This window comes from Streptococcus sp. S5 (assembly GCF_034134805.1).
Lineage (GTDB): Bacteria > Bacillota > Bacilli > Lactobacillales > Streptococcaceae > Streptococcus > Streptococcus lingualis.
The window spans coordinates 1,946,466-1,971,322 of the sequence record NZ_CP139419.1; the positions used below are offsets into that span (position 1 = coordinate 1,946,466).

The window sequence follows — 24,857 nt, forward strand, 5'->3', positions numbered from 1 at the left end:
TTTTATTTATTCAGTTAGGGCTGATCCATCATTTATACTTCATTCCCATGGTAATGGCCATAACTACTAAAATAGGCAATAAAATCAACATCCAGATTCCAATCCACATTTGCCGTTTAAAAAGCCTGTCTAGTCCACTATAGCGTTCAACGTATGATTCTTTTGGACAGGCTGGATTATACCAGACCGTCATCTTCGATCCCAGTGGAAAAGCATCTTGAAAAAGATTGCCCTTTGAGACTGTAGAATTGGTGTAGATAGTTATCCTTTGCGCCATCAAATCGATGTCGCTAGCCGCTTGATTCGTTTTCCAAGGGAGGGTTACCCGCACTACCCAATAATATTTCAGGCTATTTCGATAGGTCTGACCATCCACTCTATATTCTACAATTGGAGCCGCTACAATTTGTGTCCTCTTATAACCAACTACTATTCCCTCAATGCTCTTTGACGAGAGGGTCTTAATCCTAACTTCTCTTCTATAAAAATATCCAAAAAAGAGTACTTCAAATAAAGGAAATCCAATAACAGCCACAGCAATTACTATAAGTATGCTGATATCAGTCATGTCCAACACCTACTTCATCATCAAATCTGACATACTCAGACTCATCTTCGTTCCATCTGATATCTTCTCTACGATCGAGCTTTGTTCGCTCGTCAAAGGAAGCAATAAGAGAGTCGCTGATTGGGTCGGTAACTTAGGGTTGTTCGATAGACTATACTGGACCACTTGATCTTGATAAATCGAGTGGCCATCATAACTCCAGCTAATTTTAAAGGTCGCATCACGATCAATATTCGTTGTAGTTTTATTGACCAACATAAATACTGCATATTCTTGTTGCTCTACAGTATAGGTGTTCCCTGTATAATATACAGTGATATCCCCTTGATCGCCAACTTCCGGATGCTCCTTAACCAACTTCTTACCCAATTCAATCAAATCAGATGTTTTTCCTTCATATTGAGGTGCAACTACAAATTTCAAGCCCTTTTCCTCTTTAGCAGACGGGGAAGCCTTTGTAGTTTGCTCCGTTTTGCTTGCAGTTGCCTCCTTGGCCTCTTTTTTAGGCTGAGCACAGGCTGTTAAAACAAGTACACTCGCCAGCAATACCATCATCTTTTTCATGGATCATTTCCCTTCTTTTGTGATTGAGTTGGATTTAAAAAGACAAACATCAAATTGACGTTTGTCTTCGTTCTAAAAGAGAGAACCGTGGTTTTCCCTTGTACGTAATTTTTCGCTCTACACATTTTACTTACTATTCTTTAAAACAAAACGAGAAAAAAGTAAGTTTAAATCAAAAAAATAAATTTCTTTTTAAAAAATCAATCTCCTAAAAAAGACAAAAATTTTACCAATAATGTGATTATTTTAGTAATCCATAAGGTTGATTACGATGGAAAATCATTATATTGACCATTATAAACATCTACTAATTTTCTACGATTATATCTATCTGATAAATTTTTCCCCTCTGAAATATAGCTTTCTTGCTTCTCTTGCCACGTCTGCTTTGGTGGTACACTATAAAGCCCTCCATCAATTGAAGCTGCTAAACTAGCATCCGTTTTGGCAAAAGCATCGGCAACACTATTTAAATATGCATCCAAAGAATCTACAGTTTTGACCAGGTTACCCATCGATTTTTTTGTTAACTTAACGCATTCTTCAAAATTTCCTGTTACAGGAGCTTCAATTAACGATTTAACACCGTCTGACATTTCATCTGTGGATGCATTCATGCTCGCTTTGATACTCTTAATTCTTTCTGGATTAATCCGCTTCATCCTTACTCCTTTCCGATTCTTGTTTTTGAATCCAAGCTTGGTATTCCTCATAGGTAGTGATAGGAATATCTGATACCTGACCCTTTTTATCTACACCATAAATAGTTAGCTTTTCTTCACCCTGAGGTGCCATCCAATAAAGGACCTTATTAAACCACTCCTCTGGTGTCACATATTGTTCTTGTGGTTCAAAAATCCAATCATCTTTTATTTTCTCTTCAATTTCTGGATAGTCCTTAAATAGATTGATATTTGTATTCAAATTTTTACCTTCTTTTTGAAAGTCACTAATAGTGGTAATATTATGATCTACAAAATATCCCTTCCCTTTAACATACTCTCCTAATGTTGTGTAATAAAAATTTGGTACGGTATCATATTTATCTGAGCGTTCTTTGAACTCCCCTTCAACTTTCCCAGTATTAATATTCAAGACGAAAGTTTTAAAAATACCTTTCTTATTTTTCACATCTATATTAATAGTGTTTTTAGGATTATTATGATAGGTAAAAATTGAAAAACGAATAGGATAGAAATCTGCTCGATATTCTTCAACTGCTTTGTTCAAATCCACTTGTATAACAGCTAAATTCTCTGTGCTGTAATCATATAGACGAAGTCTCCAATAATCTGACTTTGGCATACGTTTTTCATCAGTTACATCGATACCATCCTTTTTTGTCATCACTTTTCGTTCTGTCGTATAAGCAAATCGCCCACCACCAAAATTAAAATCAGAGTTATTATTTAACAGTACATATTTCCGTTGATTTCCAAAAAAGTAAACTGCATCTTCGACCTTTGAAAATTTTTCAATTGAGTATTCAGCACTTTCAGGTTTTTTATAATTTTTTTTAAAGGCTAATGTGCTTATCACAATTAACAGTAGCAGAAACAAACTAATGACTATAAATTTAAATATTCGTTTATTTTCTATTATTCTATTCATATCAACTTCCTCCTTGACCTACTCCAGTCACATAATCTAAATAAGACCAATTTCGATAGGAATCTCGTGTGAAATATGAACTTCCATTTTCGTAATTATTTCCACCATTAATAGAGCTTTCTGCATCCTTTAATCCACTGAACAACTTATTAAATGGGATTGTCTCTATTTGATAATCACGATCTCCTTCACCACTTAAAAGCCCCTTCAGTTCTGCATCATACGCCCCACTCGCCTTACTCTTATTAACTGCTTTACTAAAATTCTGTAACGCAATATACGGATCCTCCCCATTTTTCATAGCCGTCTCAGCTATATAAGTTCGTAAGCCATTTTTCTCTAAATCTCGTTGTTTCAAATAGGCTTCCACATCAAAGCTTGGGCTGACGTATCGACTGTTACTCTTTGCCCCCTCCTCTTTGAATGATGTCCCACCATATTGCCAAAACTCAGCCTCACTGTCGTTCTTCAAATTTTTGATCTCTTTATCATATTTTTCTTTTTTATCAAAATAATCGTAAATATTTTTAGAGATATTTAAAGCGCCCTCCGCTTTACTAGTGTATTTATCTACAGGCGTATCATTCCAAATTTTTGAGGAAGAAACTGTTTCTCCACTGTCTATGAGCTTTTTGATATCTTTGTCTTCACTCATACCTGTCTCAACAATTCCTATTAAAACTCCAGCAGGTGCATATAACTTAGCTAAATCTTTCATTGTATTAGCCACTGTTTTTGGAAAAAGCATTGTTTTTTCAAGAGTTAAATCTTTAATTTTATCTATATTCCCTTGAATATTCAAATCTGTTTTTTCATCTATAATATCTGCTTTAACCTTTTTAATACCAGGAAGTGTTTGAGTTACAGAGAATGAGAATCCTTTACCATCTTTTCCTTTTGTTAATTTAAAACTATCCTTGTGAAAGAAAGCCTTTTGTAAGGAGGGATAAATTTTGGTTTCATAGCCACCATTGATTTTAGGTTCTTGAAGAGTTTGTGGTTTACCTTCCCCCATTTCATTAATAGCGGTATACATAAAAAGGCTATTTAGTTTTTCATACCATTCCACCTTGTTATTTAAAGACAATAATGCCTTACGGACCTCTTTGCTATTCTTCTTTTTAAAATATTCATCATAAGCTTCTCGTGGAGAACCTTGCGGAGGAAATTTTGGCATTATATCGTCAGCTTGAACCTTGTAAGCTCCTCCTGTAGCTTCTGATGCTGCAGACAATCTTAATGAATAATCCTTTACACTTTCTTGGTCTCGTTGAGTCAGAACCTCCATAAAAATCGATAAATTTGGTACACTTCCATCTTCTTTTGGATGATTAACCTCATACATTAAACGCTCTACAATAATCTGTGACACTTCCAAACTAGAATCCTTCGTCTTCACATTTGCTAATTTCGTGAAAAACTCTTTTTTATCATCACCTTCACTTAAAATCACGGTCATAATTTCAGCATCTGCTTTAGTTTGAACCGCATCAAGGTAGTAAGCTTTATCAGATGTAAGAGTTTTATTGACAATGGAAGCCAACACAACATCCGGTGCAACCGCAAGTTTTGCTTCTGCTTCTTCAATATCTTTGCTCATCCCCATTAAATCTGACATAACTTCAAATAATGTTGCATTAAAAGTATCATGCGACGTTTGAATCTGATTGTGAGTCTTTTGTCGTGAATCTTTAGAATTTGCCAAACCTCCTTCAGCTGCTTGTTTTGTTGGCTCTAAACTTTCATTCTCAATCCCCAGAGCAGAAGTTGCTCTGTCAAACAATTCTTGTAGGTGCTTAATAGTATCCTTTATTGCGAATAACTGACTATCTGAGCCCTCATCTGTCAATTTTTTCACTAAATCTTGCATACCAGATCCACTTGTCCAAGCTTCCTTATTGAACCCTGCTCCACTTACACTACTTTCAAAGTGAGAAACACTACTTGCAAAATTTTCCATATACTTTGGATATCTATGAAACACTAGATTCTGCAAAATATTTAAACGCTCAAAAAAAGCTACTAACGCTAGAGCCTCATCATTCCCATTTCCCGTTTTAGAATTGAACTGCCTTTCCGTTTCACTAGCAGCTGCTTCAACTTCTTTCGAAAATTGTTGGATTGATTTTGCATAACGTCCTATTGCGGGTAAATCATGAACTTTAATAACATCATTCATATTTTATTTCTCCTTTGTCGTCAACAGTTGATTAAGTAACAAATTCATTTTATTTTCTAATCCAAACTTTTGACTCTCTAACTCATGAATCTTATTAGACACCTTCTCAGAAACATTATCTATCTTTGTATCAAAATCTCGTTTAATGTTCTTTAATAAATCTTGTTCAAAACTTGTGTCTTTTGAATACTTCGCACCTGCTATATTATAATTACTTTTAATGTTTTCATCGTTAATTAACACATAGTTGACGGTTGTTGGAAACGATTCTAAAGATCCTTTTATTTCAGTTAATTTAGCAATTTTTGCATTTAGTGTTGAGATAGCTTGACTTGTTTCATTCATAGATGCAATTATGGCTGCTTTCCCCATACTTCATCCCCCTTCTATTTCATTAATACTTTCACTTTTCTTACAAATCCATCTTCTACATAGTAGTTCACCTGGCTATCAAGTGGTTCTTCACGGACTGGTCGATTAATAACATTCAGGACACTTTGGTCTGTAATCCGCATGGCCACGATCGCTTGTTTATAGAGTTTGATAGATTTTGATACTTCGTCAATTTTTCGATTCAACTGACTGCCACTCATGGCTACTGTAGCATAACCTGCACGCGCCCCTTTTTCAAGGACATAGTTCAGACTAGATTGCAGATCCATACTTAGATCATTCATAAGTTCTAGCTGATTGTATAGCACAATCGTTGCTTCATGTTGCGATTTCTGCTGTTCCAATCTCAATTGGATATTTTCTTCCATTTTCTTGATTCCAGCTACATAGTCTTCCTTCGTAGAGAGAATCGTCACACCTTCCATCTCTGGCAATTCATTGAAGGATGGCGCCAACACAATCACCTTTTGCTTGCTACGAGCGATTTGTTCGACGAATTGTGTCATCTGCTCTTCCTTATCTGTCAGATAGAGAAGGTTACCTTTCTTGAGATCCCATGTCACAGGCTCAACTGTTTCCAGATCCAATCCGAGTGGTACTTTTCCTTCATCCAGCAAGGATGCTACATCCTCACGTCCGTAGAAGGCTGCTTCTGTCAACTCATCTGGCACCATTGGGATGCCTGCTGGGGTGCGGCCTGTCCACATCTCTTTGAGGCTTTGGACTTGGTCGCGGAGATTGTTGATGATTTGGATATCATTGTCCCCTGCGACTGGTAGGGCAAACTGGACGACATCGACTTCGTCACGCTTCATGAGTGCCCGTCCCTTGATGTCTTCCATCGTAGACGCTAGTGGGGTTGCTCCCACGATACCGCGGACTTCAGAGATATCATTTTGTGGCAAGGTCAGCTGGTGCTTGAAGTTTGAATAGAGCTGTGCCCGTAGGTTGTTTTGACGGCTAGCTGTGATGATCAAGTGCACACCGATGCTGAGACCTTCACGAGAGATCCGCATAAAGAGCTTGAAGAGATCTGTCTCATAAGGCTCGTCCTTCATAGACTCATAGCTATCCATGAGGATGACCATGGTTGGCTCTTGCTTGCCAGTCACTTCACGGTAGAGGGCGATGGTGCCGACACCATGCTCAGAGAGGAGCTTCTTGCGACGATCCAACTCGCGGTTGATGATCCGGATGAATTTCTGGATTTTCTCCGTCTGATCCAGCAAGAGACTATCGGCCACATGTGGCAATTGAGTCAAGGGTGCTAGACCATTAGTTCCGAAATCAAGCAGGTACATGGTCAGATTTTCTGGGCTTTGCTTGCGAGCCAGATCCATTGTGGCTGTCTGGAGGAAAGTGGTCTTTCCTGTACCTGGACTTCCGTAAAGGAGGATATTCCCATCTTTTGACAGATCGATAGCAACAGCTTCTTGCTTTTGCGCTTGCGGGATATCGGCGACCCCGATCAGGACGTTTGGAGCTGTCCGTTTTTGCCAAGCCTCGATCGGCACGACCTTGTCCAACTCATCCAGCGTGATCCGCTCTTTGAGCGGTGGCAACCATGGTTGGGCCACGGCTACGATGCCTTCTTGTTGGTGCAGGTGATTGATTTCTTGTACGATGACATCCAGTTCTGTCGGCACTTCCTTGATTTCTTCTGCCATATCAAGACCAGAGAGGTCTTGGTTGAGGACTTCGTATTGGCCCAGTTCATTAATCAAGTAGATGGTATGGTCTTCGATCCCTAGCTGGTCCTTCTCAGGCTGGTAGTCTGCTCCAGACCAAGCGGTTTGGAAGAGTTCATAGACTTCGTTATTCCCGACTTGGAGGTAGGCACGACCGGTCTGAGTGATCTCGGCCGCATCTGCTGTCCGCAGCATCTCCATAGAGTCGCCACGGTCTGCCACCTTGAGGGCTAGCTTGAAGCGGGAGTTGGACCAGATCTGGTCATCCACGACCCCAGAAGGTTTTTGTGTCGCAAGGATCAAGTGCACCCCGAGGGAACGCCCGACACGCGCGATAGAGACCAATTCCTTGATGAAGTCTGGTTGGTTGACCTTAAGTTCGGCGAACTCATCACTGATCAAGAAGAGGTGAGGAAGCGGTTCGGTCGCTTCACCGAGTTTAAATTTCTTTTGATATTGGTTGATATGGTTGACCCCATATTGACCAAAGAGACGCTCCCGACGATGGATCTCCGCATTGATAGAGGCTAGGGCCCGCATGGACTGGGCACCATCCAAGTTGGTGATGGTCCCAAGCAAGTGAGGCAGATCCTTGAAGAGGTTGGCCATTCCCCCACCCTTGTAGTCGATGAGGAGGAAAGCCACATCGTGTGGGTGGAAGTTGACAGCAAGGCTTAGGATATAAGATTGAATGGTCTCAGACTTACCAGAACCGGTTGTTCCTGCGATCAAACCGTGTGGTCCATGGGCTTTTTCATGGAGATTGAGATAGACCAAATCGTCCTTCCCGCGCAGACCGATCGGCACTGCCAAACTTTGGTAAGGGGCATGGCTCTCCCAACGACTCAAGACCTTAAGGTCATTGAAAGTTTCCGCCTGGTACATTTCAAGGAAGGTCACCGAGTCTGGAATTGAGCTCTTGAGCTGTTGGATATGCTTCAGTGGGGCAAGGCCACGCGAGATGGCTTCCTTGTCATAACCTTCAGGGAAGTGATCCAATTGGAAGTCAAGCTCCCGAAGAACCCCTTCTTGCAAGAGCAATTGCCCTTGGTTGCGGTCCTTGATAGAGATAACGGTTTGGATATTTTCAGAAAGAGATGAGAGCACATCTGCCACATAGATAATGGAGCAGCCGAGCTCTGTCGGATCCTCACGGAAGAACTCCATGATGACATGGTCCAAAATCAAGGTCTCATCGGTGATGAGGACCACATAGTGAGGGTGGAAGATCTTGGTATCATTGGCTTTTTCTTCCTCTTTTTGCGCCTTGCGGAGCTTGAGGATTTGGTTGAGACTGTTCAAGACCTGATCGCGTGTCCGCTGATTGTAGACAAAGCTACGGACATTCATATCTTGCAGAGTCGCATGAGGCAACCAGCGCATCCAATCCCAGCTTTCTTTTTCCTCTTCTGGAATGATCGGAATAATGGTCAGATCATGGTAAGAATGAAAGACAGCCAATTGGGCAACCAGGAGTTGCAACTGTTCTAGTACGATGGGACGAGGGCCGACGTACCCGACAGGTCCCCGATTAAGACTGGCTACAATCGGAAGATTGTCGATTTTTTGATGAGCTTGGAAAAGGGCATAACCTTCTTCTTCCAAGGCATCTTTCTTCCCACTGCGCTCTTCCTGACCATATTTGAGCTCATAGCTGGTTGGAACCTTGCCCAAGCCCAAACGATAGGCCAAAAAGTCAAAATGAAGCGGTGTTTTTTCGTAGATTCGCGAGTCATAACGTTTGACCATCTTGGTCAAGTCTTCAATCGCTGGGAAATGGTAAAACATACCTTCTCGCTGCTTCCGAGATAGCTGTTCCAAGTCCTTGGCCTTGTCCTTGAGATAGAGATGGTAGAGCTCCACGCGCTCTTTCTTGTCTTCTTTGTATTTCTTACGATTCTTGAAGAAGCCTTGTACCGAAAAGATCACACTGACCACAGACATGGATACCGTCGCGATGATATAGAGTCCCCGCGGTTGGAAAATGGTGATCAAGAGGGTTACCCCAACCATGATGAGGGGTGGCATGATCAACTTCAAGAGTTCATCCGATGGCTTTTGAGGCTCCGCTCCCGGTGGATTGATCAAGATCTTGTCTTCCGAACTCCGGTAGATAATTCGCGGAGACCGGTGGTACTCTGGATAGTCCTTGTAGAAGTCATAGCGTGAATGCAAACGCGGCACTAGATAAGGACTCACTTCGACAGCCCCTTCCACGCCAAATTCTTCTGGATAGAGCTTAAAGGTCACATCTCCAATAGCCAGTTCATCCCCAAAGGCCAGTGGAAAAGTCGTTTCACTGACGAGTTTGTGGTTATGGTAGAGTTTTCCGGATAAGAGCTGACAAGTCCATGTCTGCTCTTTTTTTACAAGGAGAAAGCGCACTGGATAGTGCAAGCGCACATCCGCACCCTTTTCATCTGCTACGAGAATTTCTTCCTTGTCTAGCAGTTCATAGGCATGGACTTCTCCTGTCGCCAAGTAGCAGACCACATCTCCAAGGATCTTGCTATTTTCGAGCACGCCCTTGTCTTCCCCATACTGGTAGAAGATTTCCCCTTGACTCCATTGGAAATGAAGGGGATTTTCTTGCGAAGCCAGGGTCAACTGAGCTGTTTCTTGATTCGATACGGTCGCTGTTTTTCCCTCTTCTAGCGCTAGCTCATAGCGAAAACCTTTTTTATAGAGTATGATACGTTTTTTCATAGACTACTCCTTGTGTTCGCTAGACTCAGTCGAGCTTGCAGTTGTAGAAGACGAGCTTTCTGTTGAGGAACCTTCTGTAGACGAAGCCGTTGTTGAGCTGCTAGTGGAAGCTTTGGTTTCATCCTTCTCTGCTTCCAAGAGTTTAGAGCGGGCATCCCAGTATTTCTTGTATTCACCCTCAAGCTCAGAGAGTTTCTTCTCGCGCTGTTCACCAGAGAGTTTTTCGCTATCACGTGTCGCCTTGATTTCTTTACGAAGGGCATAGATAATCAAGTCTGAATCGTCGATCCGCTTGGCTGTATCCAGCGCTTGGGTAAAGTCATGACGGCCGATATAGATCCAGTAGTGGAGATAGAGACTGTCTGACTTGAGCGTGACGTTATTGAGGATGACCTTCTTTTGATCCTCTGAGAAATTCAAGCCTTGCAAATAAGACGTTGCCAACTCATATTTCTGCGTCATCGGAAGACTGCTTGGAGCCACTCCTTCCAACTCATCGATCACACCGGTGTAGTCTACTTTAAGAAAAGCAGTATCCGCTTGAAGTAACTTTTCTTTAAAGGGTGCTTGGAAAAAGACCAAATAGATCCAAGGCAAGAGTAAGAGAGCCACTACAGCGGAAAGCCATACGGTTGCCAACTTAAAGATTCGGTGTTGACGGCTTGAAACCAAGGTCAAGGTCTTTTCTTCCTCTTCTTTGCGCTCTTTGTACGCTTTCTCTAAGAGGGCTTTCATCTCTTCTAAGCTAGCAGCATCACGGATTTCCACCAAGAAATCAGGTAGATCTTCTAATTCGAGTGTCCCTTGATAGAGTTCCATGAAATCCCAGTCCCCAAAAAGAGTGACCGCATAGCACTTGGCCTGACGCAAGAATTCAACCTGATCCCACTTGCGTGGCACCATCATCCCCGGCACTCCGCGATAAGCGATCTTGACTTGCGCATCCTTGGTCACAAACAAATTGATAGGATGCAACATAAAGGTCACCGGAAGCTCCAAGGCTGGCGCCAAATCCAAGACATTGATAGCTAGACGCAGACGGTCTGACACGGGTAATTCTTGGATTTCTTCAGCACTCAATCCTAGCGCATCTGTCTGATAGGTCAGATGAATCTGGTCTTGATCAGCTGTCATGCTTTGCTCTAAAAACAAGGGATGATGGAGATCCAAAATCCATAAATTGCGTAAATCCTGGCTATCCACTTCTGAACGCTTAAGGTCCAGCCGCCAGCTCGTTTCTTCTTTTTCAAAACGGAAGACTTGTTCTTCCAGTGTAAATTGTTCTTCTTTCACCTTACCACTCCTCAATCTCGATCAGATCACCACTCGTGATCGGATACTCTTGTACCACCTTGCCTTCATCTAGCAAGATGCCCTTATTTACCACGCGCAACTGATACTTGCTTCTAGGTTCCATGGCAGACCCAAAGATCTGATCCAATTCCCGAATCAAGCGTCGCACCTCCATCCGTGTTGGGATTCGGAGGTCATGGCTTGCACCATTCATACGGAAGGTGACATTGATATGTTGGTCCATCTAGGCCTCTTTTCTATAGATTCGATAGGAAATATAGCCAGCAATCCCAAAGAGAAGGGCACTCCAAGCCAGCATTTGCAAGGCTGGAATAAAATCCGACAAGCTGGCCGAATTGTCCTCCACATTGGACTCGAATTTAGATAATTTTTGATTTTCAGGCTGGAACAGGTCCGCTTCAGGCCCCGTTTTTTTCTTTCCCTTTATAGCAGAAAACAACTGGCCGTCTGAATCGGTCAATTGTTTCTCTTGCTTGCGTTTTTCATCTGCTAATTTTTTCTGATCCTTCTCATTGAAAAGAGACTCAGTCGCATCCAATTGGCCCCCAAGTGTCTTTTCCTGCTCTGTCTCAAGACGTGAGTTGTTGACCTGCAGACGATTATCAATAAAATCATCTGCAGAAACAACAACCGCTGGCAAGAGACTTAAGACAAAGAGAAGATACATCATTTTTTTCATAAGCTTGATTCAATTTCCTTTGTTTGAGTAAACTTCTTAGGAATGAAGATATTGGCAACCGCCAAAAGTCCGAAGAAGACCAACAATCCGAAGAAGACGCCGATACCGGCTGTTTGTCCATCAAAGTAACCCGCAAACTGTCCTTCTAAAATAGAAAGGAGGTTGACATTTTTCACCAGTGCTGGAAGGCCTGACAAGGTCGCGGTCGTTCCGATCGCGCTTGATAGGTAGACATAGCTGATCAACATGAAGAAGGCCAGTCCCATTCCAATCACACGGAAGTGTTTCAAGAGAAGGTATTGTAGTTGTACCAAGACAAAGCTTGCTAGAACCGCTAAGAACACCCATGAAGGTACATATTCACGACCAACAGAGAGTTGAATACTTGAAATCATTCCGATCACCAGTCCAAGGATGAGAGAAAGTCCCACAAGGACACCGACAGACAAGAGATCTGATTCTTGCAAACGATCCAATTTGAAACGATCCTTAACCTTGCGAATGATTGGTTGAGTCGCAAAGAGATAAGCTGTAAAGAGACTCAAGACTTCCAACATAAAGATCCAGATAAATGGACGGTAGACGTTGATAGTCGCTTTCACAGAAGAAGATTTCTCTGCAACTGGATTTGACAAGAAGTCGAGCAAGACTTCATTCGGCACTCCGTTTTCATAGGCATTGTTGAAGACCTTACGGAAGGCTTCGACGAAGTTCCCATTTTCAGACAATTCCTTGTCGAATTCACCCATCAAGCTCTCTGCATTGCTAGACAATTTCTCTGTATTGCCTTGGGCTTTTTCCAATTCTTTGTTCAATTGGCTAAAGATTTCATTGGTAGAGTTAGCAGCTTCTACATTGCTACGAGATGAGCTCTTAACACCTTCTGTCGAGCTCAATAATGACGTGTATTCAGAACCAAGGGCTGTCAAATCTGCATCGGTCTTGGTTTGAGCCTGTGTCACTGTTTCTTGTGCAGATGAGATAGCTTCTAAGCGTTTTTGAAGATCAGCATACTGTGCCAATTGATCGTTGATATTTTGGGTTAGATCTTTGTTAGTATTTTCGATTGCTTGAAGATTGGCCTGCAATTGTGGTCCCAAGTCTTGCAACTGTTGGAGTGTACCATCTAACTGGGCTTTCACACTCTTCGTTGCATCCCCAGATTCATCCGTTTCAATACTCTTACGGTAGTCCTTTAGGTTACTTGAAACAGCAGCCTTCACGATATCAACCAAAGCGTTTGTCAAATCCATATCTTCGATCGGATCATAGAGCGAATGACGATCTCCCTTTTCATCTTTTGGATAGTAGGCATCGATCAATGCTCCTGCGCGTTGATAATCCAAGGCGATTTCACTAGCTTTCGATGCATAGTTAGCGACAGCTGTTTTCAAATCTTCTGCAGATACGGTCACACTGGTTGAAGAAACTCCATTCACAAGAACTTCAACATCAATCGTGCTTGGCATAGTTCCCCCATCTTCAGCGAGGTGAATTTGAATTTGTTTGCCATCTTTCAGTTCGACTTCCTGCTCGCCACTGCCTGCATAAGTCTGTCCATCATAGGTCCAAGTATCAACCTTGACCCCTGCAGGGACATGAATACTAACTTTCTGTTTTCCAGATTTAGCATTAAGGACATCCGCAACTGCCGTTGATTTGGCATCCACTTCTGCAGCCAATCGTTTTAAGTCATCGGCGTTCCCTTTTGCTTGCCCCTTCGTTCCAGCAAAAGCACTATCAAAATTAATCGCTGCGTTGAGATTTCCATACTTATTCAGATTAAGACTAGATGGATCTAAAGACGGAAGTTTTTCAATTGCTTGACGAATGTCCGCATCTGCCTTATCACGTGCCTTACTGATGGTTTCTATATTTTTCTTTCCAAGCAAGGTACGAAGTGTGACTTTGTCTCCTTCTTTTAGCCCATAGTAGTCAAAGATCTTCGCTTTTACAGAAGACTCGATGTTCTTTTCGTGCTCATCTAATTTGTCGCGTTCTGCCTTGATCCCTTTTTCGAGGTCTGCCACACGATCATTCACATCTTTTGTCAAGCCAGCATAGGTCTTAGTACCTGAAGCATCTCCTTCTGTTTCAGTTGGTTGACTCAATTGTTTGGTAATTGCTTCTTGGTTTTGTTGTAGATTCTTATACAACTCTTGGGTCTTTTCACTGACAACAGACTGGTTCATAGACATCAGCTGGTTCATGAACTCTTCATGGCTAATTTTATCCTCAGAGCGTTGCTTGATCAATGTGTCGAAGTTTTGACCGTACTGATCCTGAGATTGGGTCAATTGATCAAAAGCCTGTGTATAAGACTCAAGGACTGTCTTCAAGGCATTGTTCGACTCAACAGATGACGTAGACAAGCTATAGAGACTTGGGAAGATATTCTTGGAATCTAAGGCCGAATCCAGCAAGTTGCTCCGGTAAGAACCAATGTTGGTCGATTGGATCTTGTTACTTGTTTCCACGTTCTTCTGAGCTGTATAAAGGTTGCTCAAAATGCTGACCATATACATATCAACCAACTGGCTATTCAAGTCTGAAACGATATCTTTAGCGACTTTATTGGCCTCGTTTTCAACCTGAGAATTTCCAGCCGCATTGACCTTATACGTCACCGTTGTCTTCTCTGCATTAACCGCGTTCACTTCCAAGACCTTCTCTGAGAAGTCACTTGGAATGACAATCATCAATTGGTACTTGCCATCTGCAAGCCCTGACTCAGCGGCTCCACGAGGGAGTACAGACCAGTTTTGTGAATTATCCCGTTCGATATTCTTTACATAGCTAGCCCCAAGGTTATATTCTTTATCATTCAGCTTGACCGCCTTGTCTTCATTGACAACCGCAATGTTGAGCTTAGTGTTTTCCGTTGTTTGCACGGTCTTGGCTTCATTTTGCTTTTGGTCCTTTTGAACCGTCGTATAAAGACCCACGACAGATCCCATCAAAAGGAGCACAACCGCACTCTGACCGATGTATTTTAACCATTTTTTATTTTTAACTTCCATACCTTTTCCTTTTTCTAATTCATAGATACAAAATAGGGGTTAGGAATTAAGAATCTAACCCCTATTTTCTATATATCAAAAGACAAAAGGGTGATCTACCTACAAGAAGTAAGATCACCTCCAAGACTATCTTAGTTATCTTAGTGGATTTGTGCAGCGATATCTTGGTCAGTTTGTTCAACGATATCAGCAACTTTGATCAATTGACCGTTGATGTCTTCCAACAATTGAGCGAATTGTTTGATTTTTGGAGACAATTCGTTGAATTGTGCTTCAAAGCTATCAAATGCAGATCCATCCCAGTTTGCGTCGATGACTTGTTGTTCATGAGTCAAAGTAGTAAGGATTTGATCGATTTCTTGAGAACCTTGTGCATAACGTTGTGCTGAAGCACGTAGGTCTTCTGGAGTTAATTTAATTTGAGCCATATGTTTCTCCTTTTGGGCTGATACCCTTATATTTTTTTCATAAACAATACATTTTAGTACGAATTAGTAAAATGCCAGATAACTGTATATTTTACCTTTTTCTCCCTGTTTGTATTATTTACTTAAAAATATCTTAATGAAATATTGCCAGAATGTCAAGTTTAGAGGACTAACTGATAAAACATTGTAACTTTGTTACAATTGTGTAACATTTTGTCATAAAACTGTAATATATTTCCCGAATTCCTTGCCCCAGTAGTCTCCAACTAGTATTATTTATGGAAAGAAAAGAAGACACTCTGTCCTTTTATATTAACTCAACACATAGATAAAAGTTGTTGATTTTAGGTGTTTTTAAAAGCAAATTTCGATGACTTTTGTATATTTTTTCATTTTTAAAACTTTTATGGTATAATGAAACCTGTTCAAAACTTGTTTCATACAAGATCGAACACCATTAACCTATAAGGAGTATATATGAAAAAATTTCTACTTGTCTCTGTCTGTCTACTAGCTCTTACCGCTTGTAGCCAAGGCCAACAAGGCAAAGGGACTACTAACGCTTCTTCCAAGCAAGAGGCCACTCAAACCAAAAAGGAGCAAGTCCAAAACAAGACCTTTGTTAGTGACCTCGGCGATCACCACCAAAACAAAATTCAAATCGGCTACAAAAAAGATGAAATTGTCTCTTTTACTTTTCTTAGTTTTGAACCCATTTCCTCAGATTTGCAAGACATGGATCTTTCCGAGTTAAAGGAAATCTACCAAGAAGAATTAGAACATAGCGATATCTATAAAAGCTTAAATGGCAAGCCTGGTCTTAGCTTCCGCATTCAAATTTCGAAAGATAAACAATCCTATGCCAAGGTCTTACAAGCTGACTTCTCAAAAATCAAGAAAGATGAGTTTGCTTCCATCTACGGGGATCAAGGGGAGGAAGAAAGAGCCGAGTTCAAGAAATACCTCAATGGCAAACCTCAAGATCTCTTTACCTATTTCAAAGATCAAGGCCTCAAAGAAGAAAAATAAAAAGAGCTTCCTGAGTTTCATCACCACACTGGTGAGAGCTCAGAAAGCTTTTTCTTATTTGTTCAAGATTGAAAGAGTTTCAAGGAGATTGTCCGCATGAACTTCAATGGTATCTCCTGTCGCTTTGATTTTCACTTCAACGATGCCTTCAGCTGCTTTCTTACCAACTGTTACGCGGATTGGAAGTCCAATCAAATCACTATCGCTGAATTTGACACCAGCGCGTTCATTTCGGTCATCCACCAAGACTTCGTAGCCTTTATTCACCAAAGCTTCTTCGATCCGATCGGTCAAAGCAAGGCTTGCTTCATCCTTGACATTGACTGGAATCAAATGCACATCAAATGGCGCCAATTCTTTAGGGAAGTTAATCCCCCAAGCGTAACGGTATTCCCCTTTTGGAGTCTTATTGACAAAGAGGCGTGCATGTTGCTCCATAACAGCTGAAAGAAGACGGCTGACACCGATTCCGTAGCAGCCCATGATGATTGGAACTGCACGACCGTTTTCGTCCAAGACATCTGCTCCCATGCTAGCGGAGTAGCGTGTGCCGAGTTTGAAAATGTGACCGATTTCGATCCCGCGTGCAAAGTTCAAGACCCCTTTCCCATCTGGTGAGATTTCGCCTTCACGAACTTCACGGATATCGACGTATTCTGCAGTAAAGTCACGTCCTGGGTTGACACCAGTTAAGTGGTAGCCTGTTTCATTGGCACCGACTACTGCATTACGGCTGTCTTGGACCTTGCGGTCTGCGATAATCTTAACATTTTCAGGAAGATCAACTGGACCGAGAGATCCAAAATCAGCTCCCAATAATTCTTTCACTTCCACTTCGGTTGCAGGTTCAAAGAAATCTGCTCCGAGGTGATTTTTCAACTTCACTTCATTGAGCTGATCATTACCTACGAGAAGGGCAACAACTGGCTCTTCATCTGCAATGTAAACCAAAGTCTTGATAGTCGCTTCTTCTGGAACATTCAAGAAGGCCGCCACTTCATCAATGGATTTGACACCTGGCGTTTCCACGCGTTTCACTTCTTCTTCTGCTACGACACGGTTACTTGGCTTGTATTCATTGGTAGCCATTTCCAAGTTGGCAGCATAGGTCGATTCACTTGAATAGGCAATGGTATCTTCACCAGAAACCATCCATTTGAACAATTCTGCTTTGATTTCTTCTTGGACTTCTGCTGGGATCTCATCAAAGGAAGCCACCGATTTGTCTAAAACAACCCAACGGTCCAAGTCTGTACGAGCAGGTGTAACAGCCATAAACTCTTGGCTATCTTTTCCGCCCATGGCACCACCATCACCGATGATGGCTTTGTAGTCGATGCCACTGCGGGTGAAGATCCGCTCATAAGCTGCCTTATACTCATCATAAGTTACGTCCAAGCTATCATAGTTAGCATGGAAACTGTAACCATCTTTCATGATGAACTCACGGGTCCGAAGAAGACCATTCCGTGGACGTTTTTCATCGCGGTATTTTGGTTGGATTTGGTAGAGATTCAATGGCAATTGTTTGTAAGATTTCACTGAGTCGCGCACAATAGCTGTAAAGGTTTCTTCATGGGTTGGACCCAAGATAAAGTCAGAGCCTTCACGGTTTTTCAACTTATAGAGGTCTTCCCCGTAAGTTTCGTAACGACCAGATTCACGCCAGAGATCCGCACTCAAAAGGGCTGGAGCAAGCATTTCTACTGCTCCAATTTTTTCAAATTCTTGGCGCATGATGCCTTTTGCTTTTTCAATCACTCGATTAGCTAGTGGCAAATACGAATAGACACCAGCTGATACTTGGCGAACATAACCTGCACGCAACATCAAAGCATGGCTAATGACTTGAGCATCGCTTGGCATTTCGCGAAGCGTTGGAATCAACATTTTACTTTGTTTCATGGACAATATCCTTTTCTATTTCAAAAATAATTTCATAATATCATTCCAGGTGACAGCAATCATCAAAATAACCATTACAGCTACACCTGCAAGTGTCATATAGGTTTCTACTTCTTGTTTCAATGGCTTTCTCCGGACGACCTCGATCAAATTGATCAAGATTTTTCCTCCATCCAAAGCTGGAATCGGGATTAGATTGAAGATCCCAATATTAATAGAGAGCATGGCCATAAGAGACAAGACTGCTGGAATCCCTAATTGAGCAGCTTGTGAGCTGGCATTGTAGATAGCAACCGGTCCACCCAGTTTATTGAGACTAAAGTGGAAAATGATATCTTTCAAAGCTCCCAAAATCCGTGTCGCTGTATTCCAGGTATCTGTAAAACCAGACAAGAGTTTATCCACAAATCCTGTCTTGAGGCCATTTGTCACACCCAAATAGTAACGATTCCCTGACTTAGTTGGCTTCACTTTGACTTCTTTTTCTTGGCCGTCTGTCTTGACCTTCAGGGTCAATTCAGGAGCCGTCTTGCTGTCCTTGGTTGCTTTCTCAACAGCGTCTGTCAGCTCATCCCAGTTGCTAACGGTGTCGTTGTTGACTTGAAGGATCTGAACATTGCTTTTGACACCGACCTTAGCCAACGCCCCATCAGGTGCCACCTGAACATTGTTGCTGTAGTAGTCAATCGCACCACCGCGCATAAAGGCTAAGAGTGAATAGACGACAATACTGAGGATAAAGTTGTTCATAGGACCCGCAAAGTTGGTGATCAACCGTCCCCAAATGCTGGCATTCTGATACTGAACATCTCTCGGTGCAATCCGCACTTCCGTCCCATCTTCCTCAACGATGGTCGCATCATGATCAACACTATAGGTCTTGGTCTCATCGAGAACCAAGCCCGTAATTTCCAGTTTGTCTTCAAAGTCAAACTGGGTGACATTCATAGGAAGGGCTGTCTGATCCAGATTCTTTCCTGAAAGATTGATCCGGACGACCTTACCAGCCTCATTTAGCGTCAAGCTGACAGGCGTTCCGGTTTTAATCTCAGTTGTGTCCTCACCCCAGCCAGCCATACGCACATAGCCACCTAAAGGTAGAATGCGAATGGTATAAGCTGTTCCATCTTGACCAATATGGGCAAAGATCTTTGGACCCATCCCGATCGAGAATTCTCGCACCAGGATGCCCGATTTTTTTGCAAAATAGAAATGACCAAACTCGTGAACGAGAACGATCACTCCAAAAATAACAATAAAGGCAATAAACTGCATCGTTCTATACGTGGTTTCCTTTCTATCTCTTCTGTCTTAGAACAAGCCCAAGAAATGCATCAAGGGAAAGACAAAAATCAAACTATCAAAGCGGTCTAGAACACCACCATGTCCTGGAATAAATTTCCCAGAATCTTTCACACCGAAGTGGCGTTTAATCGCACTCTCTACCAGATCTCCAAACTGACCTGCAATACTAAAGAGGATGGTAAAGAAGATCATCGCAAGAAAACCATGTCCACCCGCCACAGAACGATCCACGATCATATAGATCACAGTTACCGCAACTGCAGACAAGATTCCCCCAAGACTGCCTTCAATCGTTTTATTAGGAGAAACCGCAGGCATGAGCTTGCGTTTCCCAAACCGACTTCCTACCAGATAAGCACCTGAATCAGTAGCCCAGACAATAAAGAGGGCCAATAAGACCTTATCAATACCAGCGATTCGCGCATCCACTAAAGAATGGAAACCAAGTCCAACATAAAAGCTAGAGGCAATGGGATAGACCACATCTTCATAATTGTAATTCTGAGCAAGAACAGTTGTCCCCATGAGAATCAAGACAACCAGACCATAGGCAATCATATTGCCATCTGCTGGAAGGTAAGGAAGGTAGTCCTCGATCGGCAAAGTCAGGACGAAGGCCGCTAACATGGCTAGCGCTCCTTCAAAGATCGCTGTCTCAAGCCCCTTCATTTTGAGCAATTCATGAACCCCAAGCATGGCGATCAAGCCAATCACAATCTGGAAGAACACCCCTCCAACCATTACTGTTGGAATGAAAAAGAGCAGGGCAATTCCTCCAAAAATCACACGTTTTTGTAAATCTTTCGTCATCATCTTCTCCTAAATACCACCAAATCTCCGATGGCGATGGCTATATTCTACTATGGCACTTCGTAGTGCTTCCTCTCCAAAATCTGGCCACATCACATCCGTGAAATACAACTCACTATAAGCAGCCTGCCAAGGAAGGAAATTACTCAAACGGATCTCTCCGCTGGTACGGATAATCAAATCCGGATCCCTTAGGACGCGTGGCAAACTCTCAGTATAGAGAGAATCTGCGATCATCTCTTCTGTGATATCTTCTGGACTGAACTTCGCATCCAAGACCTCTTGGGCGATCTGCTTCACAGCCTGAGTGATCTCAGCACGCCCACCATAATTGAGCGCGAAATTCAGGATCAAGCCTGTATTGAGATGGGTCATCGCTTCTGCTCTTTCCAAAGCCTCCAGCGTTTCTTTTGGTAATTTCTTGGTATCACCGATCATTTGAATCTTGACATTGTTGCGATGCAATTCGGGGACGAAACGATCATAAAACTCGACCGGCAAGTGCATGATGAACTTGACTTCATCTTCAGGGCGTGTCCAGTTTTCGGTCGAAAAGGCATAGACAGTCAGGACCTGAACCCCCATATTTTTTGCTGCAATCGTCACTTCTTGGAGAGCTTCCATCCCCGCCTTATGACCGAAGACGCGCGGTTGCATCCGTTTTTTCGCCCAGCGACCATTGCCATCCATAATGATCCCAATGTGTTTCGGGACTTCTAAAGGTATCTCGATTTTTTCTTTTTTCTTAAAACGAAACATGTTTTTCTACCTATTTCAATATTTATCGCTTCATTATACCATAAATCCCCATAAAATAGGGACTCTGGCCTCTTTTTTGAACCAGCAAGGCTTTCCTTCATCACATCGTCCTATTTGCCCACCAAAAAAGAGGCCTTTGCCTCTTCTTTGATGATTATTCTTCGATGGCTGAATCGGCATCTGAGCTAGCGCCTTCTGTAGCAGTAGCTGAGATTCCTTCTGATACAGGAAGAACTGTTTTGATCGCTCCCAATTCAAAGGTCAGGTAGACACCATCAACATCCAAGACAACGGTCTTGCGATCTGTATCGACTTCATCGATGGTTCCGTACAAGCCACCAATCGTGATGACTTCATTTCCTTTTTGAAGTTTATTCAAACTTTCCATCCGTTTTTGATACTGTTTCTTTTGGCTACGGCTCATGAAGTACATCAAACCGACCATAAGAACGAGCATAATTAGCAAACTTCCGCCTTGCATATGTTTCTCCTTTAATTTTCATATATGCTATACTATATCAAATTTCGCCCGTCTTTTCAAGTTTTCCCATCCTCTTCAAGTAAAATCAGACTCCAGTCTCAGAGAAGAGGCACGTTTTGATGAAAAAGAAAAAAACCACGAAAAGTGGGCTACTGACTAGTCAATCGTAATGCCATACTTTTCATGATTCTCATCATACCAATCAATCAAGGCCAAAGCCGTTTGATAGGTAATATTTTTGATTTTACTCGTTCCCTTCGTCAAAGTCGCTAGGCTCATTTTGCTGATGTTTGTTTCAGTTGCGACACGATAGCTCGTCAAGCGACCGTCAACCATCAGTTGAACAACGGCTTCCACTTTTCTGTATTCGGGAGTTGAGTAGATATCAATTGTATTGCTCATCTTACTTCCATTCCTCAAATTTTATTCTTGTATAGATTATATACTTATTTTCTTTATTTATTAATAATTTTGCTCAAATTGGATTAATTTCACTAATTATTGATGTTTTTTTGCCCCAAATAGGAGGATTTTGGCCTTATACGGCGAATAATTTCCCCCAGGTGGGAAGAAAAAATAAAGACTGCTATATGATAGCAGTCTCTATTTTTCACAAACTAATTCGCCTTAATCTGCTTGTTTATCAGCGTTTTCTTCCTTCTTTGTGTCTTTTTCTCTGATCACAAGCACACCATCTTCCATGTCTGCTTCGAGATGTTTGGCATCCAAGTTATCCAAGTGGAAGTCTGTGACTTTGTCACGGATTTGTTGTTCAACTACCCGACGGAGTGGACGAACACCCATCACTTCATCATAACCTTCTTCAGTCATGTATTCTTTAGCTGCATCGCTCACTGCCAAGTCGATTTCTTTCTTAGAAAGGGTCTTATTGACATCTACCAACATCAAATCAACAATCTTAGAAAGGTCTTCCTTGCTCAAGTGTGAGAATTCAATGACAGCGTTGAAACGGTTCAAGAATTCTGGACGGAAGTAAGGTTTCAAACGATCCATGAGTTCTGGTTTATCCGCATCTTCTGTCAAGTTAGCTTCGTAACCAAATCCAGCGTTTGAAGTAGCGATAATTACAGTGTTCTTGAAGTTGACCGTATTCCCTTGACCATCTGTCAAACGACCATCGTCCAAAACTTGGAGGAGAAGGGTGATCACTTGAGGATCCGCCTTTTCAATTTCGTCAAGAAGAACGATTGAGTATGGGTTACGGCGAACACGTTCTGTCAAAGTATTGCTGTTGTCATCATAACCAACATAACCAGCTGTTGTACCAATCAATTTAGAAACAGCTGTACGGTCGCTGTATTCTGACATGTCCAAACGGATGATGGCATCTTTGGTTCCGAACATATCAAGAGCCAATTGTTTAGCCAACTCAGTCTTACCGACACCAGTCGGACCTACAAAGAGGAAGCTCCCAATTGGGCGGTTTCCTTCATCAAATCCTGCACGGTTCCGACGGATAGCACGTGCCACTGCTTCAACAGCCTTGTCTTGACCGATAACCTTGGTTTGCAAACGGTGACCCATATCTTTCAAACGTTCGATATCAGTTGCACCCATTTGTGACACTGGAATACCAGTCATCCGTTCTACTGATTCAGCCACATCGTTGATTGTTGCAGTTACCTTATGGTCTTCTGTATGGTTTTCAATTTTCTTTTCAAGTTCTTCGATACGAACTTTTGCTTTCAAAGCTGCTTCGTAATCTTCTTTAGCCGCAGCTTCTTCTTGTTTGGTTTTTTCTTCTTCAATTTCATGTTCCACAGCATGAACATCTGTTACTGGATGTTGGGCTGCCAAGTGAGCAGCTGTTACATCGAGCAAGTCAATGGCCTTATCAGGCAAGCTACGTTGTGGAATGTATTGGATCGAATAATCAACCGCTGCTTTCAAAACTTCATCTGGCAAGATGACATTGTGGTGTTTTTCATAAAGATCACGGATCCCTTGAAGAATCTTGAACGTATCTTCAGCTGATGGAGCATTAACCTTCACTTCATTGAAACGACGAGCAAGAGCCGCATTCTTCAAGATGGTGTTACGGTATTCATCTTGAGTAGTTGCACCAATGACTGTCAATTCCCCACGTGAAAGAGCCGGTTTGATGATATCCGCAAGACCTTTAGATCCTTGACCATCACCTGTGCTACCTGCACCAAGGATTTGATGGATTTCATCAAAGAAGAGAATGACATTTCCCATAGCTTTGACTTCTTGGATCAGATTTTGAATATTTTCTTCAAAGCTACCACGGTATTGCGTACCAGCTTCTAGACCAGAAATATCAATCGAGATGATTTCTTTGTTCTTGATAGCAGCTGGAACATCTCCGTTCACAATAGCTTGTGCCAAACCTTCTACAACTGCTGTTTTACCAACACCGGCATCCCCTACAAGGACAGGGTTGTTCTTGGTACGACGAGACAAGATTTCAGCAGTTTCTTGAATTTCTTTATTACGTCCGATGACCGGATCCAATTTTCCTTCACGAGCTTCTTCGGTCAAGTTGCGACCGAGTTTTGCAAGGATCCCATCTTGTTTCATTCCTTTACCTTGATGGTGTTGCACTTGCTCGCTTCCTTCATTTGGAAGTTGACCAGTTTGGCGGTAAATAGCGAATTCTTCAGGTGTCACTTCACGACCGTTGATCATGTAACGACGGCTTTCAGAACGAAAACCACCCATATTTCCCATTAGTTGATTGAAAAGATCATCCATATTGTTAAAGTTGTTATTCATATTGTATACCTCTAATTTACATAATTTTAATTCATTCTTGAAAATTAGCAGACCAATTGGCTGCCATTCGATTGTTTACATAATTTTAATTCATTTATTTAATAATAGCCCTACAGGCTAACAGTTCTATTTTCCTTTTATCAATTAGTTGTCTTAATTCTGGAAATAGCATATTACCATCTCCTTTCCACTATTGATCTTGTAAACCAGTAAGTTTTTCAACCTCTTTTTGTTTACATAAATTATTATAACGCAGACTGATTCTTTTGTCAACGCTTTTTTACATAATTTTTTAAATTTATTAAAAAAATCTGGAGTCACTCCAGATTCCATATTTAAATAGAAGTTCTCGGCTAGATAGATTTAAATTTCCCAGCTTTTTCTTGAATAACTGTCTGTACATTTTTAGCAAATTGCCCCACCATGGCCTGATCCAGTTGTTTTCCAACTACCTGGACGTCTTCTTCGGCTACTGTTGCAATCGCAGTCAATCCATCATTGTAACGCTTCTCAACTCCTGCCTTGCAGGTCAATAAAACGGGCGCATAGACAACCCGTATTAATTCTTTTTCAAGTTTCTTGCGACTTTCGATGATCCTCATCTTATCTTTCATATCTAAATCAAAAAAATCTTTAACTGGACTATCACCCATACTTCCTC

The 24,857-nt window shown here is 41.8% G+C and carries 21 protein-coding genes; 1 reads left to right on the plus strand and 20 read right to left on the minus strand.

All coding sequences use genetic code 11. The annotated features are described in order from the left end of the window. Nucleotides 1-28: 28 nt before the first annotated feature. From SM123_RS09415 to SM123_RS09470, 12 genes are all read right to left on the minus strand, one after another. Nucleotides 29-568, minus strand: coding sequence for a DUF3592 domain-containing protein (locus tag SM123_RS09415; RefSeq protein ID WP_320909488.1), 540 nt, complete (start codon nt 566-568; stop codon nt 29-31). A 9-nt stretch (nt 569-577) separates the two neighbouring features. After that, complete coding sequence (locus tag SM123_RS09420; RefSeq protein WP_320909489.1) at nt 578-1,132, minus strand: hypothetical protein; 555 nt, start codon at nt 1,130-1,132, stop codon at nt 578-580. A gap of 266 nt (nt 1,133-1,398) precedes the next feature. Beyond that, nucleotides 1,399-1,794, minus strand: coding sequence for a hypothetical protein (locus SM123_RS09425; protein ID WP_320909490.1), 396 nt, complete (start codon nt 1,792-1,794; stop codon nt 1,399-1,401). Continuing rightward, nucleotides 1,781-2,743 carry a hypothetical protein gene (locus tag SM123_RS09430; RefSeq protein ID WP_118397323.1) on the minus strand — a complete coding sequence of 321 codons (963 nt, stop codon included), beginning with the start codon at nt 2,741-2,743 and terminating at the stop codon, nt 1,781-1,783. The genes SM123_RS09425 and SM123_RS09430 overlap by 14 nt, the downstream gene beginning before the upstream one ends. A 1-nt stretch (nt 2,744) precedes the next feature. Next, nucleotides 2,745-4,922 (minus strand): hypothetical protein, encoded by a 2,178-nt coding sequence (locus SM123_RS09435; RefSeq protein ID WP_320909491.1) that lies wholly within the window; start codon nt 4,920-4,922, stop codon nt 2,745-2,747. A 3-nt stretch (nt 4,923-4,925) separates the two neighbouring features. Further along, nucleotides 4,926-5,294 (minus strand): hypothetical protein, encoded by a 369-nt coding sequence (locus SM123_RS09440; RefSeq protein ID WP_118397317.1) that lies wholly within the window; start codon nt 5,292-5,294, stop codon nt 4,926-4,928. 14 nt (nt 5,295-5,308) lie between these two features. Continuing rightward, nucleotides 5,309-9,709, minus strand: a complete 4,401-nt coding sequence (essC, locus tag SM123_RS09445; protein WP_320909492.1) for a type VII secretion protein EssC — start codon at nt 9,707-9,709, stop codon at nt 5,309-5,311. Nucleotides 9,710-9,712: 3 nt separating this feature from the next. Further along, nucleotides 9,713-11,002 (minus strand): type VII secretion protein EssB, encoded by a 1,290-nt coding sequence (gene essB, locus SM123_RS09450; protein ID WP_320909493.1) that lies wholly within the window; start codon nt 11,000-11,002, stop codon nt 9,713-9,715. A 1-nt stretch (nt 11,003) separates the two neighbouring features. Next, nucleotides 11,004-11,246 (minus strand): EsaB/YukD family protein, encoded by a 243-nt coding sequence (locus SM123_RS09455; protein ID WP_003013697.1) that lies wholly within the window; start codon nt 11,244-11,246, stop codon nt 11,004-11,006. Continuing rightward, nucleotides 11,247-11,702: a type VII secretion protein EssA gene (essA, locus tag SM123_RS09460; RefSeq protein WP_024054630.1), complete on the minus strand. Its 456-nt coding sequence runs from the start codon at nt 11,700-11,702 to the stop codon at nt 11,247-11,249. Then, entirely contained in the window at nt 11,699-14,722 is a 3,024-nt protein-coding gene (gene esaA, locus SM123_RS09465; protein ID WP_320909494.1) for a type VII secretion protein EsaA, read from the minus strand. The genes essA and esaA overlap by 4 nt, the downstream gene beginning before the upstream one ends. 140 nt (nt 14,723-14,862) lie before the next feature. After that, the gene (locus tag SM123_RS09470) at nt 14,863-15,150 is read right to left on the minus strand and encodes a WXG100 family type VII secretion target (RefSeq protein WP_003016069.1); all 288 of its coding nucleotides are present in this window, start codon (nt 15,148-15,150) and stop codon (nt 14,863-14,865) included. Nucleotides 15,151-15,627: 477 nt separating this feature from the next. On the opposite strand from SM123_RS09470, the gene SM123_RS09475 reads away from it, so the two are divergent. Next, nucleotides 15,628-16,179 carry a hypothetical protein gene (locus SM123_RS09475; protein WP_023919523.1) on the plus strand — a complete coding sequence of 184 codons (552 nt, stop codon included), beginning with the start codon at nt 15,628-15,630 and terminating at the stop codon, nt 16,177-16,179. A gap of 54 nt (nt 16,180-16,233) precedes the next feature. On the opposite strand, the gene SM123_RS09480 is transcribed toward SM123_RS09475, so the two are convergent. The 8 genes from SM123_RS09480 to SM123_RS09515 form a co-directional block, all read right to left on the minus strand. Further along, nucleotides 16,234-18,084, minus strand: a complete 1,851-nt coding sequence (locus tag SM123_RS09480; protein WP_227038366.1) for a proline--tRNA ligase — start codon at nt 18,082-18,084, stop codon at nt 16,234-16,236. A gap of 15 nt (nt 18,085-18,099) precedes the next feature. Beyond that, nucleotides 18,100-19,359, minus strand: coding sequence for an RIP metalloprotease RseP (gene rseP, locus SM123_RS09485; RefSeq protein ID WP_049482393.1), 1,260 nt, complete (start codon nt 19,357-19,359; stop codon nt 18,100-18,102). Between the two features lie 36 nt (nt 19,360-19,395). Beyond that, nucleotides 19,396-20,199: a phosphatidate cytidylyltransferase gene (locus tag SM123_RS09490; RefSeq protein WP_320909495.1), complete on the minus strand. Its 804-nt coding sequence runs from the start codon at nt 20,197-20,199 to the stop codon at nt 19,396-19,398. A gap of 9 nt (nt 20,200-20,208) precedes the next feature. After that, nucleotides 20,209-20,958 (minus strand): undecaprenyl pyrophosphate synthase, encoded by a 750-nt coding sequence (locus SM123_RS09495; RefSeq protein ID WP_049474435.1) that lies wholly within the window; start codon nt 20,956-20,958, stop codon nt 20,209-20,211. 154 nt (nt 20,959-21,112) lie between these two features. Then, on the minus strand, nt 21,113-21,439 hold the full coding sequence (yajC, locus tag SM123_RS09500; protein ID WP_003004444.1) for a preprotein translocase subunit YajC: 327 nt from the start codon (nt 21,437-21,439) through the stop codon (nt 21,113-21,115). A gap of 156 nt (nt 21,440-21,595) precedes the next feature. Then, a complete protein-coding gene (locus SM123_RS09505; RefSeq protein ID WP_003009969.1) occupies nt 21,596-21,841 on the minus strand; it encodes a hypothetical protein in 246 nt (81 codons plus the stop codon). A 225-nt stretch (nt 21,842-22,066) separates the two neighbouring features. Continuing rightward, nucleotides 22,067-24,196, minus strand: a complete 2,130-nt coding sequence (locus SM123_RS09510; protein ID WP_320909496.1) for an ATP-dependent Clp protease ATP-binding subunit — start codon at nt 24,194-24,196, stop codon at nt 22,067-22,069. A 353-nt stretch (nt 24,197-24,549) separates the two neighbouring features. Next, nucleotides 24,550-24,849 (minus strand): hypothetical protein, encoded by a 300-nt coding sequence (locus tag SM123_RS09515; RefSeq protein ID WP_320909497.1) that lies wholly within the window; start codon nt 24,847-24,849, stop codon nt 24,550-24,552. Between the last annotated feature and the right edge of the window lie 8 nt (nt 24,850-24,857).